Annotated in this window: 14 protein-coding genes; 2 read left to right on the plus strand and 12 right to left on the minus strand. The window is 70.9% G+C overall.

Going from position 1 to position 15,311, the window contains the following annotated elements; translation table 11 throughout:
* Positions 1–128: 128 nt before the first annotated feature.
* The 6 genes from hutI to NS354_RS05460 all read right to left on the minus strand — a co-directional run bounded on the left by hutI (position 129) and on the right by NS354_RS05460 (position 8,640).
* On the minus strand, positions 129–1,364 hold the full coding sequence (gene hutI, locus NS354_RS05435; protein WP_058593573.1) for an imidazolonepropionase: 1,236 nt from the start codon (positions 1,362–1,364) through the stop codon (positions 129–131).
* 4 nt (positions 1,365–1,368) lie between these two features.
* Entirely contained in the window at positions 1,369–3,066 is a 1,698-nt protein-coding gene (gene hutU / locus NS354_RS05440) for a urocanate hydratase (RefSeq protein ID WP_058593574.1), read from the minus strand.
* Positions 3,067–3,209: 143 nt separating this feature from the next.
* Entirely contained in the window at positions 3,210–4,937 is a 1,728-nt protein-coding gene (locus NS354_RS05445) for an ABC transporter ATP-binding protein (protein WP_082677919.1), read from the minus strand.
* A 14-nt stretch (positions 4,938–4,951) separates the two neighbouring features.
* Positions 4,952–5,905 (minus strand): ABC transporter permease, encoded by a 954-nt coding sequence (locus NS354_RS05450; protein WP_058593576.1) that lies wholly within the window; start codon positions 5,903–5,905, stop codon positions 4,952–4,954.
* Complete coding sequence (locus tag NS354_RS05455; protein WP_010157705.1) at positions 5,898–6,824, minus strand: ABC transporter permease; 927 nt, start codon at positions 6,822–6,824, stop codon at positions 5,898–5,900. Before NS354_RS05455 ends, NS354_RS05450 begins: the two co-directional genes overlap by 8 nt.
* Positions 6,825–7,011: 187 nt before the next feature.
* Positions 7,012–8,640 (minus strand): peptide ABC transporter substrate-binding protein, encoded by a 1,629-nt coding sequence (locus NS354_RS05460; RefSeq protein WP_058593577.1) that lies wholly within the window; start codon positions 8,638–8,640, stop codon positions 7,012–7,014.
* 237 nt (positions 8,641–8,877) lie between these two features.
* On the opposite strand from NS354_RS05460, the gene NS354_RS05465 reads away from it, so the two are divergent.
* Complete coding sequence (locus tag NS354_RS05465; RefSeq protein ID WP_058593578.1) at positions 8,878–9,669, plus strand: CPBP family intramembrane glutamic endopeptidase; 792 nt, start codon at positions 8,878–8,880, stop codon at positions 9,667–9,669.
* Between the two features lie 64 nt (positions 9,670–9,733).
* Here NS354_RS05465 and NS354_RS05470 read toward each other — a convergent pair whose 3' ends face one another.
* The 4 genes from NS354_RS05470 to NS354_RS05485 are packed head-to-tail and all read right to left on the minus strand — an operon-like array spanning position 9,734 to position 12,769.
* A complete protein-coding gene (locus tag NS354_RS05470; protein WP_241490351.1) occupies positions 9,734–10,441 on the minus strand; it encodes a hypothetical protein in 708 nt (235 codons plus the stop codon).
* 9 nt (positions 10,442–10,450) lie between these two features.
* Positions 10,451–11,449 (minus strand): homocysteine S-methyltransferase family protein, encoded by a 999-nt coding sequence (locus tag NS354_RS05475; protein WP_058593579.1) that lies wholly within the window; start codon positions 11,447–11,449, stop codon positions 10,451–10,453.
* Positions 11,446–12,240: a phosphotransferase gene (locus NS354_RS05480; protein ID WP_058593580.1), complete on the minus strand. Its 795-nt coding sequence runs from the start codon at positions 12,238–12,240 to the stop codon at positions 11,446–11,448. The genes NS354_RS05475 and NS354_RS05480 overlap by 4 nt, the downstream gene beginning before the upstream one ends.
* A gap of 46 nt (positions 12,241–12,286) precedes the next feature.
* A complete protein-coding gene (locus NS354_RS05485; protein ID WP_058593581.1) occupies positions 12,287–12,769 on the minus strand; it encodes a MarR family transcriptional regulator in 483 nt (160 codons plus the stop codon).
* Between the two features lie 51 nt (positions 12,770–12,820).
* Between NS354_RS05485 and NS354_RS05490 the strand changes: the two genes are divergently transcribed.
* Entirely contained in the window at positions 12,821–14,101 is a 1,281-nt protein-coding gene (locus tag NS354_RS05490) for a multidrug effflux MFS transporter (protein ID WP_082677916.1), read from the plus strand.
* Positions 14,102–14,177: 76 nt separating this feature from the next.
* Here NS354_RS05490 and NS354_RS05495 read toward each other — a convergent pair whose 3' ends face one another.
* Entirely contained in the window at positions 14,178–14,930 is a 753-nt protein-coding gene (locus NS354_RS05495) for a GTP pyrophosphokinase (protein ID WP_082677917.1), read from the minus strand.
* Positions 14,931–14,986: 56 nt separating this feature from the next.
* Positions 14,987–15,196 carry a DUF4287 domain-containing protein gene (locus tag NS354_RS05500; RefSeq protein ID WP_010157714.1) on the minus strand — a complete coding sequence of 70 codons (210 nt, stop codon included), beginning with the start codon at positions 15,194–15,196 and terminating at the stop codon, positions 14,987–14,989.
* Between the last annotated feature and the right edge of the window lie 115 nt (positions 15,197–15,311).

Raw genomic sequence — 15,311 nt, forward strand, 5'->3', positions numbered from 1 at the left:
AGCCTAGCGAGAATCGCGGCATGAATGATACTGGTCGGTAACATCTGTCAGGCAGGTCCTTCTGGACCCCGCCAGAGAGTGTCTCGAGCCGACGGCGCGCGGGCCGCGCCCGGCACGGGTCGCCCGGGTCACGCCACCCGTCGCCCTGCGCGCCACACCGCCGTGACCAGCGGCATCCCGGGCCGGTACGCGAGGTGCGTCGCCGACGGCGCCTCGAGCAGCTGGAGGTCGGCGCGGGCGCCGGGCGCGATCCGGCCGACGGCGCCCTGCGCCGCGCCGCTCGGATCGCGCCAGCCGTCTCGCTCCGCGCCCAGCGCGATGGCTCCGCCGAGCGTCGCCGCGCGCACCGCCTCCTGCACCGTGAGCCCCATCTGCAGCACCGCGGTCGCGACGCAGAACGCCATCGAGCTCGTGTACGAGGTGCCCGGGTTCGCGTTCGACGCGATGGCGAGCACCGCACCGGCGTCGAGCAGTCGCCGCGCCGGGGCGAGCGGCACGCGCGTCGAGAGGTCGCAGGCGGGAAGCACCGTCGCGACCGTTCCGCGCGGCCCCGCTCCCCCGTCCCAATCCCTCCACGACCCGGCGAGCGCCGAGACGTCGTCGTCGCTCAGGAACCCGAGGTGATCGACGCTCAGCGATCCGGCCTCGACGGCCAGCCGCGCGCCGGGGCCGTGCCCGAGCTGGTTGCCGTGCACCCGCGTCGCGAGCCCGGCGCGGGCGGCGGCGGCGAGCACCCGCGCGGTCGCCGCCTCGTCGAACGCGCCCGCCTCGCAGAACACGTCGACCGCGCTCACGTGGGGGGCGACCGCGTCGAGCATGGGCCCGGTGACGAGGTCGAGGTACGCGTCGGGGTCGGCCCCGGTCGGCACGACGTGCGCGCCGAGGAACGTGACCGCGTCGACGTGCCGGCCGGCGAGCACGGCCGCGCGCCGCTCATCGTCGACGGTGAGCCCGTACCCGGTCTTCGTCTCGATCGTGGTGGTGCCGCCGCGCCGCGCCTCGGCGACCAGTCGCGCGAGGTTCACCTCCAGGGCCGCGTCGGTGGCCGCGCGGGTCGCCTCGACCGTCACGTTGATGCCCCCGGCGGCGTACGCCTCGCCGGCCATGCGCGCCTCGAACTCCGCGGTGCGGTCGCCGGCGAAGACGAGGTGCGTGTGCGCGTCCACCCAGCCCGGCAGCACTGCGCGGCCCGCCGCGTCGAAGCGGTCGTCCGCGGCCGGCGCGGCGGCCGCTGGCCCGACCCACGCCACGCGATCCTCCTCGATCACGACGGCGGCGTCGCGCAGACGCCCGCCCTCGGCGTCGTCGTTCGTGGTGAGCTCGCCGATGCGGTCGATGAGCAGGCTGGCGGCGCGGCGGGTCATCGCGTCACCAGGCCTGATCGGTGTTGCGGATGACGGGCGCGACGGGGATGCGCACGCCGCGCTCACCGGCGACGTCGACGGCTCGCTGGTACCCGGCGTCGACGTGGCGGATGACGCCCATGCCGGGGTCGTTCGTCAGCAGCCGCTGCAGCTTCTCGGCCGCGAGCGCCGTGCCGTCGGCCACGGAGACCTGGCCCGAGTGCTGCGAACGCCCGATGCCGACGCCGCCGCCGTGGTGCAGCGACACCCAGGTCGCGCCCGACGAGGCCGCCGTGAGCGCGTTGAGCAGGGGCCAGTCCGAGATCGCATCCGATCCGTCCGCCATCGCCTCGGTCTCGCGGTACGGCGAGGCGACGGAGCCGGAGTCGAGGTGGTCGCGCCCGATCACGATCGGCGCCGACACCCGCCCCTCGGCGACGAGCTCGTTGAAGCGCACGGCGGCCCGGGCGCGGTCGCCGTAGCCGAGCCAGCAGATGCGGGCCGGGAGCCCCTCGAACTCGACGCGATCCTGCGCCGCACGGATCCACCGGTGCAGGTGCTCGTTCTCCGGGAAGAGCTCGAGGATGGCCTCGTCGGTCACGCGGATGTCTTCGGGATCGCCCGAGAGCGCCGCCCAGCGGAACGGCCCGAGCCCTTCGCAGAAGAGGGGCCTGATGTACGCGGGCACGAAGCCCGGGAACTCGAAGGCCCGGTCGTAGCCGCCCGCTCGCGCCTCGTCGCGGATGGAGTTGCCGTAGTCGAAGACCTCGGCACCCGCGTCCTGGAACTCGACCATCGCCTGCACGTGCGCCGCCATCGCCGCCTGCGCGTCGCGCGTGAACCCCTCCGGGTCCGCCTCGGCACGGGCGAGGCGCTCGTGCACGTCGTACCCGATCGGCAGGTAGCTCAGCGGATCGTGCGCGCTCGTCTGGTCGGTGACGACGTCGACGACGATCTCGCCCGCGCGGTGCCGACGCAGGATCTCGGGGAAGACTTCGGCGGCGTTGCCGACGAGGCCCACCGACCAGCCGCGGCGCTCGGCCTTCGCCTGCTGCACCTTCGCGAGCGCCTCGTCGAGGTCGGTGACGACCTCGTCGAGGTAGCGCTTCCCGACGCGCCGCTCGAGGCGGCTCCGGTCGACGTCGACGATGAGGCAGGCGCCCTCGTTCAGGGTGACCGCGAGCGGCTGCGCGCCACCCATGCCGCCGCAGCCGCCGGTGAGGGTGATGGTGCCCGCGAGGGTGCCGCCGAAGCGCTTGCGGGCGACCGCCGCGAAGGTCTCGTACGTGCCCTGCAGAATTCCCTGCGTGCCGATGTAGATCCACGACCCGGCGGTCATCTGCCCGTACATGGTGAGGCCCTCGGCCTCGAGCCGGCGGAACTCGGGCCAGTTCGCCCAGTCGCCCACGAGGTTGGAGTTGGCGATGAGCACGCGCGGCGCCCACACGTTCGTGCGGAACACCCCGACCGGCTTGCCCGACTGCACGAGCAGCGTCTCGTCCTCCTCCAGATCGCGCAGGGTGTCGACGATCGCGTCGAACGCCTCCCAGCTGCGGGCGGCTCGGCCGGTGCCCCCGTAGACGACGAGGTCGTCGGGGCGCTCGGCGACCTCGGGGTCGAGGTTGTTCATGAGCATGCGCAGCGGGGCCTCCGTCTGCCAGCTCTTCGCGGTGAGTTCGCTGCCGCGGGGGGATCGGACGGGGCGTGCGCCGGGAAGTGCCATCGGGGGACCTTTCGCTGAAGTGCCGGATCGCGGGGCCTCGCCCCACTCCCCCTATCCCAGCCGGTCGGCGGCCCTCCGACAACGCACCGACGCCCGCGCCTGTCCGGGGTTCCGGACAGGCGCGGGCGTCGTGTCCGAGTCGGTCAGCCCGCCTGGCCGAGCTCGATGTGCGCGCCGGGAATCGCGGCGAGCAGGTTCTTCGTGTACTCCTCGCGGGGGTTCTCGAACACCTCGTCGGTGGTGGCCTGCTCCACGATGCGGCCCTGCTGCATCACGCACACGCGATCCGCGATGAGCCGCACGACCGCGAGGTCGTGCGTGATGAACAGGTACGTGAGGCCCAGCTCGCGCTGCAGCTCGGCGAGCAGATCGAGGATCTGCGCCTGCACGAGCACGTCGAGCGCCGACACGGCCTCGTCGAGCACGAGGATGTCGGGCTTGAGCGCGAGCCCGCGCGCCACGGCCACGCGCTGCCGCTGGCCGCCCGAGAGCTCGTTCGGGTAGCGCGTCGCGAGCTCGCGCGGCAGCGCCACCTGATCGAGGAGCTCGTACACGCGCGCCTTGCGACTCGCGGCGTCGCCGACCCGATGGATCTTGAGCGGCTCCATGATGGTGTTGCCGATGTTGTGGAGCGGATCGAGCGACCCGTAGGGATCCTGGAACACCGGCTGCAGCGTGCGGCGCAGATCGAACAGTTCGCGGCCCGACATGTTGCGGGTCTCCTTGCCGCCGACCCTCACCGAGCCGCTGGTGGGGGGCTCGAGCTGCAGCACCATCTTCGCGATCGTCGACTTGCCCGAGCCCGATTCGCCGACCAGCGCCATCGTCTCACCGCGGTTCACGGTGAACGACGCCCCCGCGACCGCGTGGAAGTCCTCCGACCCGAAGCTCCCCTTGCGGATCTTGTAGACCTTGCCGAGGTCGGAGACCTCGATCATGGGTTCGCCGTGCTGCACGACCGGCTTCGGCTCGTCGGAGAGCGCGGCGAGGTCGAAGGTGCGCGTGGGGGCGGTCGGCACCGTGGCATCCGAGCCGATGCGCCGCGACGCGAGGCTGGGCGCCGCCGAGACGAGCCGCTTCGTGTACGGATGCTGGGGTCGTTCGAGGATCTCGCGGCTCGGCCCCGACTCCACGATGTTGCCCTGGTACATCACGATCAGCTTCTCGGCCCGCTCGGCCGCCAGGCCGAGATCGTGCGTGATGAAGACGACGGCGGTGCCGAGCTGCTGGGTCAGGCCCTGCAGGTGGTCGAGCACGACGCGCTGCACGGTGACGTCGAGGGCCGAAGTCGGCTCGTCGGCGATCAGCAGCTGCGGGTTCGCGGCGAGCCCGATGCCGATGAGCGCGCGCTGCTTCATGCCGCCCGAGAACTGGTGCGGGAACTGCTTCATGCGCTGCTCGGCATTCTGCAGGCCGGCCTGCTCGAGCACCTCGATCGCGCGGGCCCGCACGGCCTTCTTCCCCGAGGCGAGGCCGTTCGAGCGGATCGCCTCCTCGACCTGGAAGCCGACCGACCACACCGGGTTGAGGTTCGACATCGGGTCCTGGGGCACGAGGCCGATCTCGCGGCCGCGGATGTGCTCCATGTCGCGCCGGCCGATCCCGACGAGCTCGCGCCCCTGCCAGAGGATCGATCCGCCCGACACCTTGCCGGTGCCGGGGAGCAGGTTCATCACCGCGTGCATGGTGGTCGACTTGCCGGAGCCCGACTCGCCGACGATCGCGACGGTCTCGCCGGGGTAGACGTCGAAGCCGACGCCGTGCAGCACCTCGCGCCGCTCCTGCTTCACGCCGAACTCGACCTTCAGGTCGCGAACGCTGAGGATCGGACGCGTCGGGTCGCCGGCGCGCTCCGCGCCGCCGTGGTTCATCTGTCGCTGGTCGCTCATCGCTGCGCCCTCGCCTTCGGATCGAGCGCGTCGCGAACGACCTCGCCCAGCATGACGAAGCCGAGCACAGTGGTCGCGAGCGCGAGGGACGGCCAGAGCAGGAGCTGCGGGTCGTTGCGCAGGTCTCGCTGAGCGGCCGATATGTCGTTGCCCCAGCTGATGTAGTCGGCCGGCGGCAGCCCGACGCCGAGGAACGACAGCACGGCCTCCGCTACGATCGCGGCGGAGAGCGAGAGCGTCGTCACGACGATCAGGGGGGCCATGGAGTTGGGGATCACGTGGCGCACGAGCGTCTTGAACTTCGACAGCCCGAGCGCCGTGGAGGCCATCACGTAGTCGGCGTTGCGCACGCGGAGGATCTCGGAGCGCAGGATGCGCGCGGAGACCGGCCACGAGAAGCCGCCGATCGCGAACGCGATGGTGAGCGGATTGCGGTACTCCTGGAACACCGTCATCACGATCACCGCGGCGAGGATGTAGGGGATCGAGAAGAAGATGTCGCCGAGGCGCGAGATCACGGTGTCGACCCAGCCGCCGAAGTACCCGGCGAGCGAGCCCGCGATCGTTCCGACGACGAAGGTGATGAGCACCACGAGCAGGCCGACGGACACCGAGGTCGAGGTGCCGTGGAGCACGCGGGAGAACACGTCCTCTCCCTGGGCGGTGTAGCCGAGCGGGTGGCCCTCGGAGGGGCCCTCCTTCGACATGCCGAGGTCGGCGGCGCGCGGGTCGACCTGCGTGAACAGCTGCGGGAACAGGGACACGACGAGCACGACCAGGATGATCGCGGCGGAGATCCAGAACATGGGTCGGCCGCGCATGTCGCGCCACGCGTCGAGCCAGAGGTTCGACTTCTTCTCGTCGATCTTGACGGCGTCGACTGCGGCGACGGGCGTCTCCTCGAACGGGGCGACGAAGTGCTCCGGAATCGGGTTCTTCGGCTCAGGCATAGCGGATCCTCGGGTCGAGTACGGCGTACAGGAGATCGACGAGCAGGTTCACGCCGAGGTAGATGAGCACCATGAAGGTCACGAACGACACGACGAGCGAGTTGTCGCCCTTCAGGATGGCGTTGAAGAGCGCGTTGCCGACGCCGGGCACGTTGAAGATGCCCTCCGTGACCGTCGCGCCCACCATGAGCGTGCCGAAGTTGGTCGCCGTGTTGGTGATCGTCGGGATGAGCGAGTTGCGCAGCACGTGCACCGGCACGACGCGGCTCCGGCTGAGGCCCTTCGCGTAGGCGGTGCGCACGAAGTCCTGGTTCAGCGTGTCGATCACCGAGGCGCGCGTGAGGCGCATGCTCGTCGGGTACAGCGACACGGCGAGCACGATGGCGGGGAGCAGGAGGTCCTGCAGCGGGGCGCCGGTGCCGACCGTCGTGCGGAACCAGCCGAGCTTGATGCCGAGGCCGAACTGCGCGATGAAGGCGATGACGAAGATCGGGATGCTCAGGAAGACGAGCCCGATGATCAGGTTCAGGTTGTCGAAGAACTTGCCCTTGCGCAGACCCGAGATGAGGCCGATCGTGACGGCGAGCAGCAGCTCGAACACGATGGCCATCGCCGCCAGCTTGATGGTGACGGGGAACGTGCGCTCAAGAATGCTCGAGACCGGCTGCCCCGAGAAGCTCATGCCGAAGTCGCCGACGAGCACGCCCTTGAGGTACAGCAGGTACTGCACGAAGAAGGGCTGATCGAGGTTGTACTGCTCGCGCAGGCGCTCGATGATCGCGGGGTCGGGCGTCTTGTCGCCGAACATCGCGAGGATGGGGTCGCCCGGCATGGCGAAGACCATGAAGTAGATGAGGAAGGTGGTGCCCAGGAGTACGGGGATCACCTGGAGCAGTCGGAAGAGGATGTATCTCAGCATGCGAGGCATCCCCTCCGAGCGTCGTTGATAAGCATGTCGCGTTTTCTCTCGCAGTGATGGTGCGATGCGGGTGGGCGGAACGACGGTGTTCTCGACCCGCAGGCGTCGGGGAGCCGGGTGCGCGCGGTGGCGTCGCGCCCAGCGCGGAGGCCCCGAGCACGATGCTCGGGGCCTCCGACAGGGGCGATCAGTTCTTGGTGATCTCGTAGTAGAGCGGCACCGAGTTCCACCCGAACTCGACGTTGTCGACGTTCTCGCCGTAGCCGCCGTTCACATTGGCGTACCAGAGCGGGAACGCGGGGAGGTCTTCCAGGAGGACCTCCTGCGCCTGCTGGAACTTCTCGTTCGCGGAGGCCGGGTCGGTGTCGACCGCGCCCTCCTGCAGCAGCTTGTCGAACTCGGGGTTCGAGTAGTCGCCGTCGTTCGAGGAGGCGTTGGTCGCGTACAACGGCCCGAGGAAGTTGTAGAGACCCGGGTAGTCCGCCTGCCACCCCGTGCGGAACGCGGTGGTGATGGTGCGGTTCGTGATCTCCTCGCGCAGGACGTCGAACTTCGGGTACGCCTTGCCCGCGGCCTTGATGCCGAGCGTCGACGCGATGCTGTTCGACGTCGCGTCGACCCAGGCCTGGTGGCCGCCGTCCGAGTTGTAGGCGATCTCGAAGGTGTCGCCCGACCACGGCGCGATCTCATCGGCCTCGGCCCAGAGCTTCTTCGCCTCCTCGGGGTTGTACTCGAGCACCTCTGCGCCCTCGAGCGAGTCGCTCCAGCCGTCGATCACCGGCGAGGTGAAGTCGCTGGCCGGGGTGCGCGTGCCGTCGAAGATCTTGTCCGTGATCTGCTCGCGTTCGATCGACATCGAGATTGCCTTGCGGCGCAGCTCGCCCTCCTCGCCCGAGAAGTGCTCGAGGCTCTCCGGAATGGTGAAGGACTGGAACACGGCCGCGGGCTGGTTGACCGCGCGGTCGCCGAGGTCGCTCTGGAAGTTCGCGAGCTGCGTCTCGGGGATCTGGTCGATCACGTCGACGTTGCCGCCGAGGAGGTCGGAGTACGACGCGTCCTGCGTGGCGTAGAACTTGATCGTCACGCCGCCGTTCTGGGGCTTGCGCGGGCCGTTGTAGTCCTCGTTCACGACGAGCTCGATCTGCTCGTCGTGCTGCCAGGCGCCCTCGCCGGCGAGCATGTACGGGCCGTTGACGACGGGCATCTCGCCCTGCGCCGCCATGTCCTCGAACGCCACGTCGGGCAGCGGGTAGAACGCCGAGTAGCCGAGGCGCTGCGGGAAGTCGGACGCCGCCTTGTTCAGCTTCACGGTGAACGTGGTGTCGTCGACGACCTTGAGGCCCGAGAGCTCGGGCACGCTCTCCTCGTAGCTGAAGCCCTCGATGTCCTCGAAGAAGTAGCTGTTCAGCTGCGCGTTGTCGGCGTTCGCGCCGTAGTTCCACGCCTTCACGAAGTTCTCCGCCTTGACGGGGGTGCCGTCGGTGAAGGTCGCATCGTCGCGAATCGTGATGGTGTAGTTCGTCGCGTCATCGCTCTCGATGGACTCGGCGAGATCGTTGTGCGCCGCACCCTCGGCGTCGTAGTACACGAGCCCGGCGAAGATCAGGTCGAGGATCTTGCCGCCGCCGACCTCGTTGGTGTTCGTCGCAATCAACGGGTTCTGCGGCTCCGAGCCGTTCGTGGTGATGATCGCTGCACTGTCGGCGTTGCCGCCCTCGCCGTTCCCGCCGTCGCCGCTCGACGAGCAGCCCGACAGCGCGAGCGCGCCTGCGGCGGCCAGCGCGATGAACGCGTATCCGATCCGTGGTCGCTTCACTGGTTTCCTCCTTGAAATGTCCCCCGACATACCGATTGAACGTCCGTTCGCGGCACCCGAAAGGTTCGATAGTACGCACCCAGACTACAGACCTGTCAGACCGGATGCGCACAATTCGCGTCGGCGTAACTCCTTCGTAACCGAGGCTTGTAGCTCTCCGAGAAAGTTCCGAGCCCCGTGCGACGGTCGCTGTGGGCACTCGACACATTCCTGGGAGTCCGGCGATACGCTGACGGCATGACCTCCGCCGCGCTCCGCACCCGCCTCCGCTGGGAGGTCGGCATCGTGCTCGCGCTCTCGTTCGGCGCCTCGGCGGTGTACGCGATCGTCTCGATCGTCGAGCGGCTCACCCGCGACACGGCGCTGTCGCAGCAGACCGCCACGATCAACCGCTCGCTCTCGGACCGGCCGGTGTTCGATCTCGTGTCGCAGCTGCTCGCGTTCGCATTCGGGCTCGCGCCGGTCGCGCTGGTCGTCTACCTGCTCTGGTCGGGCGCGCGCCCGCACCTCGCGCGCCTCGGCCTCGGCCGGCCGCCGCACGCCGTCGGAGCGTGGTGGGGCCGCGAGATCGGCGGGGGCCTGCTGCTCGCCGCCGCCATCGGCATCCCGGGCATCGCGTTCTACCTGTTCGCGAAGGCGATCGGCATCAACACGACGGTGGTGCCGACCGCGCTCGACACGGCGTGGTGGACGGTGCCGGTGCTCGTGCTGCAGGCGCTGCGCGCGGCGCTCAGTGAGGAGCTCATCGTCGTCGCCTACCTCTGCGAGCGGTTCCGACGGCTGGGCATCGGCACGTGGGCGACGATCGTCTCGAGCGCCCTGCTGCGCGGCAGCTACCACCTCTACCAGGGGTTCGGCGGCTTCATCGGCAACGTGATCATGGGAATCGTCTTCGGCTGGGCGTATCAGCGGTGGGGTCGCGCGCTTCCCCTGATCGTCGCCCACTGGGTGCTCGACATCGTGAGCTTCGCCGGCTACCCCCTCGCCCTCGCCCTCTGGCCGGCGCTCTTCGCCGCTCCCGCCGCCTGAGCGGGCCCGGGCACCGGCTCGGGAGGCGGTCCCCGGCGCGCAGCGCCCGGGGCCGGATCCGTCGCTAGCCGACCGGCGTCACGCTCTTCGCGAAGGCATCGGTCAGGCCCCAGAGCTCGTCGTACAGCTCCGGCGCGGCCTCGCAGCGCTCCGCGGGCTTGAGCACGGTGTATGACCCGTCGGCGCCCTGCGTCACCCCCCACTGCGAGCGCATCGCGGCGCACTCCTCCGGCAGCGAATCGATGAGCGGACTGCTCAGCTGCAGGTTCACGTTGTCGGGGATGACGTAGCTCGTCATCCCGAACTTCTGGCTGAGCTGCGACGTCACACCCCACGCGGGGATGTCGAGCGTGCTCGTCGGCCCGACCTCCACGGCTGGCACCTCGTTCGGATCCTCATCCTCCGCGTCGCCCGCGCCGTCGGCGTCCTCCTCCGCGTCGCTCGACGGCGTCGGCGATGGGGTCGCGCTCGGCGCCGTGGTCGACGGCCGCCCCGTCGTCGCCTCATTCGCGCCCGCGTCGCCGCGGGCGAGGTTCACGAGCACGATGCTCACGACGATCGCGATGACGGCGACCGCGCCGACCACGATCCACGGGAGCGCCTGAGGCGCTCGCCGCGCGCCCGTGCGCTTCGGCTCGGTCGCCAGCTGGGCCGTGCGCACGCGCTCCGCCTGCTCGTACGACAGACGCTCCCGCGCGGGCACCGGCCGCGGTTCGGCCTGCGCGCCGGCGTCCTCGGGCCCGAAGAGTTCCTCGAATGGGTCTTTACTCACGTCGACAGCCTAACCGCGCTTGTTGGGAGCCTCGTTCGCGTCGTCCGCGCCGTCCGCGCCGTCCGCGACGCCGCTGCGTCGCTCCAGTTCGGCGAGCGCGGCGATGTGGGGCACGTCGGTGCCGCAGCACCCCCCGAACACTGTGGCGAGCGGAGCGAGCGCGCGCAGGGCGAGCTCCGCCTCGGCGAACGCGCGCGGATCATCGGCGGGGCGCTCCGGTGCGGGCGCGGCGTCGTCGGAAGGCGCGGCGTCGTCGGAGGGCGCGGCGTTCAGGCGGAACCCGACGATGCGCTCGAGCTCCGCCGCGCCGGCCGAGCGGGCGAGCCCTGCGGCGACCTCGCTCGGATGGGCGCAGTTGATCAGGTAGCCCTCCGGCGCGGCGTCGGTCTCGCGATCCACGGCGGCGATCGCCTCGACGATCGTGCTGCCGTCAGCGAGCCGGCCGTCCGCGGTCACCGCGAACGAGACGAACACGGGCACGCGCGACGCGAGCGCGGCGCGCACCACCCCGATGGCCTCGGCGGCGTCGAGGGTGGTGACCGACGTCACGCGATCGACCCCCGCCTCCGCGAGCGCCCGCACCTGCGGCGCGTGGTACGCCTCCGCCTCGTGCGCGCTCATCCGCTCGCCCGCGACGTAGTCGTCGACCCGCGGGCCGACGCAGCCATTCACGATGACCTCGGGCCCCGCGACGGGCGCACGGTCCGGCTCGGGCTCGTCGAGCTCGCGCACGAACGCCGCGGCATCGGCGTTGACCCGGGCCAGCTCGTCGGCGCCGTAGCCGAGCCGCTCGCCCCAGTCCGGGTTCGCCCGCCAGGTCGGCGTGTCGAGCACGATCGGCAGGCGCTGCTCGCGGGCCAGCGCCAGGAAGGGCGCGTAGTACTCGCGCAGCGCGATCCGGCCCTCCGCCGTGTCGAGCAGCACGAACGCCGCGAACTCCGGCAGCTCCTGGCCGAGCCGGTCGGTGAGGGCGGTCTCGATGCCGCCGTCGGTCATGATGAACGTCACGGTGCCTCCTGCTCGTTCCGGTGGGTGCCGCCCGAGGGCAGCGCCGCCATGATCTGGCCGCGGCGCCGCGAGAACTCGGCGACGCGTCGATGATGCCGCTCCATGATGCCCGCGTCTCGCAGCGCGAGCGTGCCGGGGTCGCCGCGCTCGATCCCGGCGCGCCACCGCTCCGAGATGAGGGCCATGCGCCGCTCGACGGCCGCGAGCAGTTGGCGCGGCGTCACCCCGCCGTAGGTCTCGGCGGCGAGCGCGAGCCGTCGCGCGGCGTCGGCCGGGGGGATCTCCCGCAGCAGCGGAACCCCCGACCAGCACAGGAAGGCGAGATCGTCGAGCGGATCGCCGGGGCCGGCGCGATCCCAGTCGATCATGCCGGCGAATGCGCCGTCGACGATCACCCAGTTGTAGAGCCCGGGGTCGTTGTGGCACACCACCTGGCCCGGATCGAGCCCCTGCACGCCCTGACGCCACTCCAGGGCGCCCGGGGTGAAGCTCCGCACCGCGTCGTGATATCTGCGGAGCCATGAGACGGCTGAGCCGAGCGCCGCGTCGCTCACGCCGTCGAGCTCGGGGTCGAGGGTGCTGCCGGGGAGATAGTCGAGGATCTCCCGGCCGTCAGCGTCGATGCCGTGCACGTGCGGCACCCCGTCGAGGCCCTGCGCCTCGAGATGGGCCAGCAGCGCGTGCACCGCCGGGGTCCAAGGCCCCGTCGGCCGATGCACGCGGGTCTCGCCGCCCGCCTCCCGCACCCGCCATACTCCGCCGGATCCGCCCGGAAGATGCTCCCGCTCCATGCCTCTCACCGTACCCGAACGGGGCGGCGGGAGCGCGCAGGCGAAGTCAGTCCTGCAGCCGCCGCCGTTCGACGAGCGCACGAGTCATCTCCTGCAGCGCGGCTGCGACCTCGGCGGCGTGGAGCGACGGCGGCGCGACGGCGGCGAGCACCTCGGCCCACCGTGCGCGCAGGCGCTCGAGGTTCTGCGCGGCGAGGGGCGTGGGCCGCACGAGCACTCCGCGGCCGTCGGGGCTGGATCGGCGGCGCGCGACGAGGGCCTTCGTCTCCAGCCCGCGCAGCGCGATGCTGACGTTCGAGCGCTTGAGGCCGAGCTGCTCGGCGAGCGCGCTGGGAGCGGTCTCGCCGCGCCGGTCGAGCGTCGCGAGCACCAGGCGCTCGGTCTGGGTGAGCGGAATGTAGTCGGCGTGCTCGTGCCGAAACTCGATCTCGCGGGCGAGCGCCACGACGGCGCCGGCGAGATCCGCCAGCGCCTCGGGGTCCGTCGTCGATCCCGCCGCTGATCCGGGAGTGGTCGGGGCGTCGTGCATGGGTTCATCGTAGGCCACGGACCCCGAGCATTTATTGTAAGATAATCATCCGTGACTGCTTCCCCCCGATCCGCTCCGCACCCCACCGCTCCGATTCCCACCGCTCCGCATCCCGCCGCCGCACCGATCGGCGCCGCCCTCGGCCCCGGCCTGCTCGTCGTGCTCGGCCTGCTGGCGGCCGTGGCCCCATTCGGCATCGACCTTTACCTCCCCGCGTTCCCCGCCATCGCCCGCGAACTGGACACCAGCGCGACCGGCGTGCAGCTCACCCTCACCGGCTTCCTCGTCGGCATCATGCTCGGGCAGCTCGTCTTCGGCCCGCTCTCCGACCGCATCGGCCGGCGCCTCCCCCTGCTCATCGGATCCGTCGTGCTCATCCTCGCGAGCGCGGCCGCCGTGCTGGCGCCGAACCTCGGCGTGCTCGTCGCCGCCCGCGTGCTGCAGGGCCTCGCCGGCGCGGCCGGCATGGTGCTCGGGCGCGCCATCATCTCGGACCTCGCGACCGGCGCGGTCGCAGCCCGCGCCATGAGCCTCATGATGATCGTCAGCGGCGTCGCCCCCGTGGTCGCTCCCCTGATCGGCGGCGCCCTCGCCGCACCGCTCGGCTGGCGCGGCGTGCTGGCCGTGCTGTTCGCGATCGCGCTCGTGATGCTCGGCGCCGTCGTCTGGGGCGTGCGCGAGACCCTCCCCGCAGATCGCCGCGCGCAGCTCTCCGCATCCCGGCGCGCTCAGGGCTCCCCCATGCGCCGGCTCGCCTCTCGACAGTACCTCGGCCACACCATCGCCTTCGCCGCGGCGTTCACCGTGATGATGGCGTACATCTCGGCATCGCCGTTCCTCTACCAGTCGATGCTCGGCGCGAACGAGCTCCAGTACGGGCTGCTGTTCGGGGCGAACGCCCTCGCGCTCGTGGCGACGAGCGCGGTCTCGGCGCGGCTCGTCACCCGCTTCGGCCCCCGCACCCTCGCGCGCATCGGTCTCGGCGGCGTCGCGGCCGGATCGCTCGTCATGCTCGGCGCGGCGCTCCTCGCCGCCTCGCCGTGGGTGCTCGCAGCGGCCGTCTTCGTGGTGGTGGCCTCGCTCGGCTTCGTCATGGGCAACGTGACCGCGCTCGCGCTCTCGGCCGTGCCCGGCGCGGCCGGTACCGCCTCGGCACTGCTCGGCGCCCTCCAGTTCGGCTGCGCCGCAGTCGCGTCGCCGTTCGTCAGCATCGGCGGCGAGCGCACCGCTCTCCCACTCGCGATCATCATGGTCGCCGCATCCGCGATCGCGCTCGTCGCCTTCGCCTGCGGGCGCGTGCGCCCCGCCGCTGCGGCGAGCACGAACGCCTGAGCCGCCCGCGCGGGAGCCCCGGCGCGCATCAGGGCGCCCGCCCGGGCGCGCGCCCGGGCGCGCGTCAGGGTGCGCGTCAGACGCGGTGGATGCGGTCGCGCACCGCGCGGAGGTCGAGCGGCGCCGTGAGCAGCGGCGGCTCGCCGTGCATCTGCACGTGCAGCCGCTCCATGCGGGTGTCGAGCTCCGCGGCGGTCTCCGCCGCGTGCTTCAGCTCGCGGATCATGGTCTCCGGCACCTGGCGCTCGTACTTGTAGTAGATCTTGTGCTCGAGGCTCGCCCAGAAGTCCATCGCGATCGTGCGGAACTGCACCTCGACGGGCACATCCACCCGCCCCGTGGAGAGGTACACCGGCACGGAGATGATCGTGTGCAGGCTCTTGTAGCCGTTCGCCTTCGGGGTCTCGATGTAGTCCTCCACCTCGAGCACCGTGATGTCGTCCTGCTGCGTGAGCAGATCGAACAGCTGATACACGTCGCGGATGAACGCGCAGGTGACCCGCACGCCCGCGATGTCGGAGATCTCCGCGCGGATCACGTCGAAGTCGGTGCCGATCCCGCGGCGCTCGAGCTTCGCCACGAGGCTCTCCACCGATTTCACCCGGCTCGAGACGTGCTCGATCGGGTTGTACTCGTGCATGTGGAGGAACTCCTCGCGCAGAATGGCGAGCTTCGTCTCCACCTCCTCCATCGCGAAGCGGTACTCGAGCATGAACCGCTGCATCTGATCGCCGAGGGTGCGCAGCGCGCTCGGCGAGATGGTGATCTGATCATCGGCGGGGTCTTCGCGCGCGTCGTGATTCGGCGCGGAGGCCATCGGGGTACTCATGGCTTCAGGCTACCCCTCGGTCGCAGGCGCGACCTGAGATCCGCAGCACGATCCGCTCACGCACCGTCGTGCTCCGCGCGGAAGACGTGCACGAGCGCGTTCGCGTGCCCGTGACCCATCCCCTGCTCCTTCAGGAACGCGACCTGCTCCATGTGCGCGCGGCCGGCGAGCGGGCGCAGCCGCTCGATCCACGCCTCGATGCTGAGCCCGTACTTCTGCTCGATCGACGGAAAGTACGATTTCGGACCCCTGACCTGCTCCGTCATGGTCGCCTCCTCTTCGAGTGCCATCGCGCGCGGCCGACCGGGTGGGCCATCGCACCGCCACGGTAGCACGGCGACCTCTCGATGCGAGCAGGCCGGGGGACGGCAGTAGGCTGGC

Origin of the sequence: Leucobacter chromiiresistens (assembly GCF_001477055.1) — a bacterium.
In the GTDB taxonomy this organism is placed as follows: Bacteria; Actinomycetota; Actinomycetes; order Actinomycetales; family Microbacteriaceae; genus Leucobacter; species Leucobacter chromiiresistens_A.

Coding starts and splice junctions, on each gene's coding strand:
- hutI (WP_058593573.1), bottom strand. CDS start 1,364: ATGACCCGCCGCGCCGCCAGCCTGCTCATCGACCGCATCGGCGAGCTC.
- hutU (WP_058593574.1), bottom strand. CDS start 3,066: ATGGCACTTCCCGGCGCACGCCCCGTCCGATCCCCCCGCGGCAGCGAA.
- NS354_RS05445 (WP_082677919.1), bottom strand. CDS start 4,937: ATGAACCACGGCGGCGCGGAGCGCGCCGGCGACCCGACGCGTCCGATC.
- NS354_RS05450 (WP_058593576.1), bottom strand. CDS start 5,905: ATGCCTGAGCCGAAGAACCCGATTCCGGAGCACTTCGTCGCCCCGTTC.
- NS354_RS05455 (WP_010157705.1), bottom strand. CDS start 6,824: ATGCTGAGATACATCCTCTTCCGACTGCTCCAGGTGATCCCCGTACTC.
- NS354_RS05465 (WP_058593578.1), top strand. CDS start 8,878: ATGACCTCCGCCGCGCTCCGCACCCGCCTCCGCTGGGAGGTCGGCATC.
- NS354_RS05480 (WP_058593580.1), bottom strand. CDS start 12,240: ATGGAGCGGGAGCATCTTCCGGGCGGATCCGGCGGAGTATGGCGGGTG.
- NS354_RS05485 (WP_058593581.1), bottom strand. CDS start 12,769: ATGCACGACGCCCCGACCACTCCCGGATCAGCGGCGGGATCGACGACG.
- NS354_RS05495 (WP_082677917.1), bottom strand. CDS start 14,930: ATGAGTACCCCGATGGCCTCCGCGCCGAATCACGACGCGCGCGAAGAC.
- NS354_RS05500 (WP_010157714.1), bottom strand. CDS start 15,196: ATGACGGAGCAGGTCAGGGGTCCGAAATCGTACTTTCCGTCGATCGAG.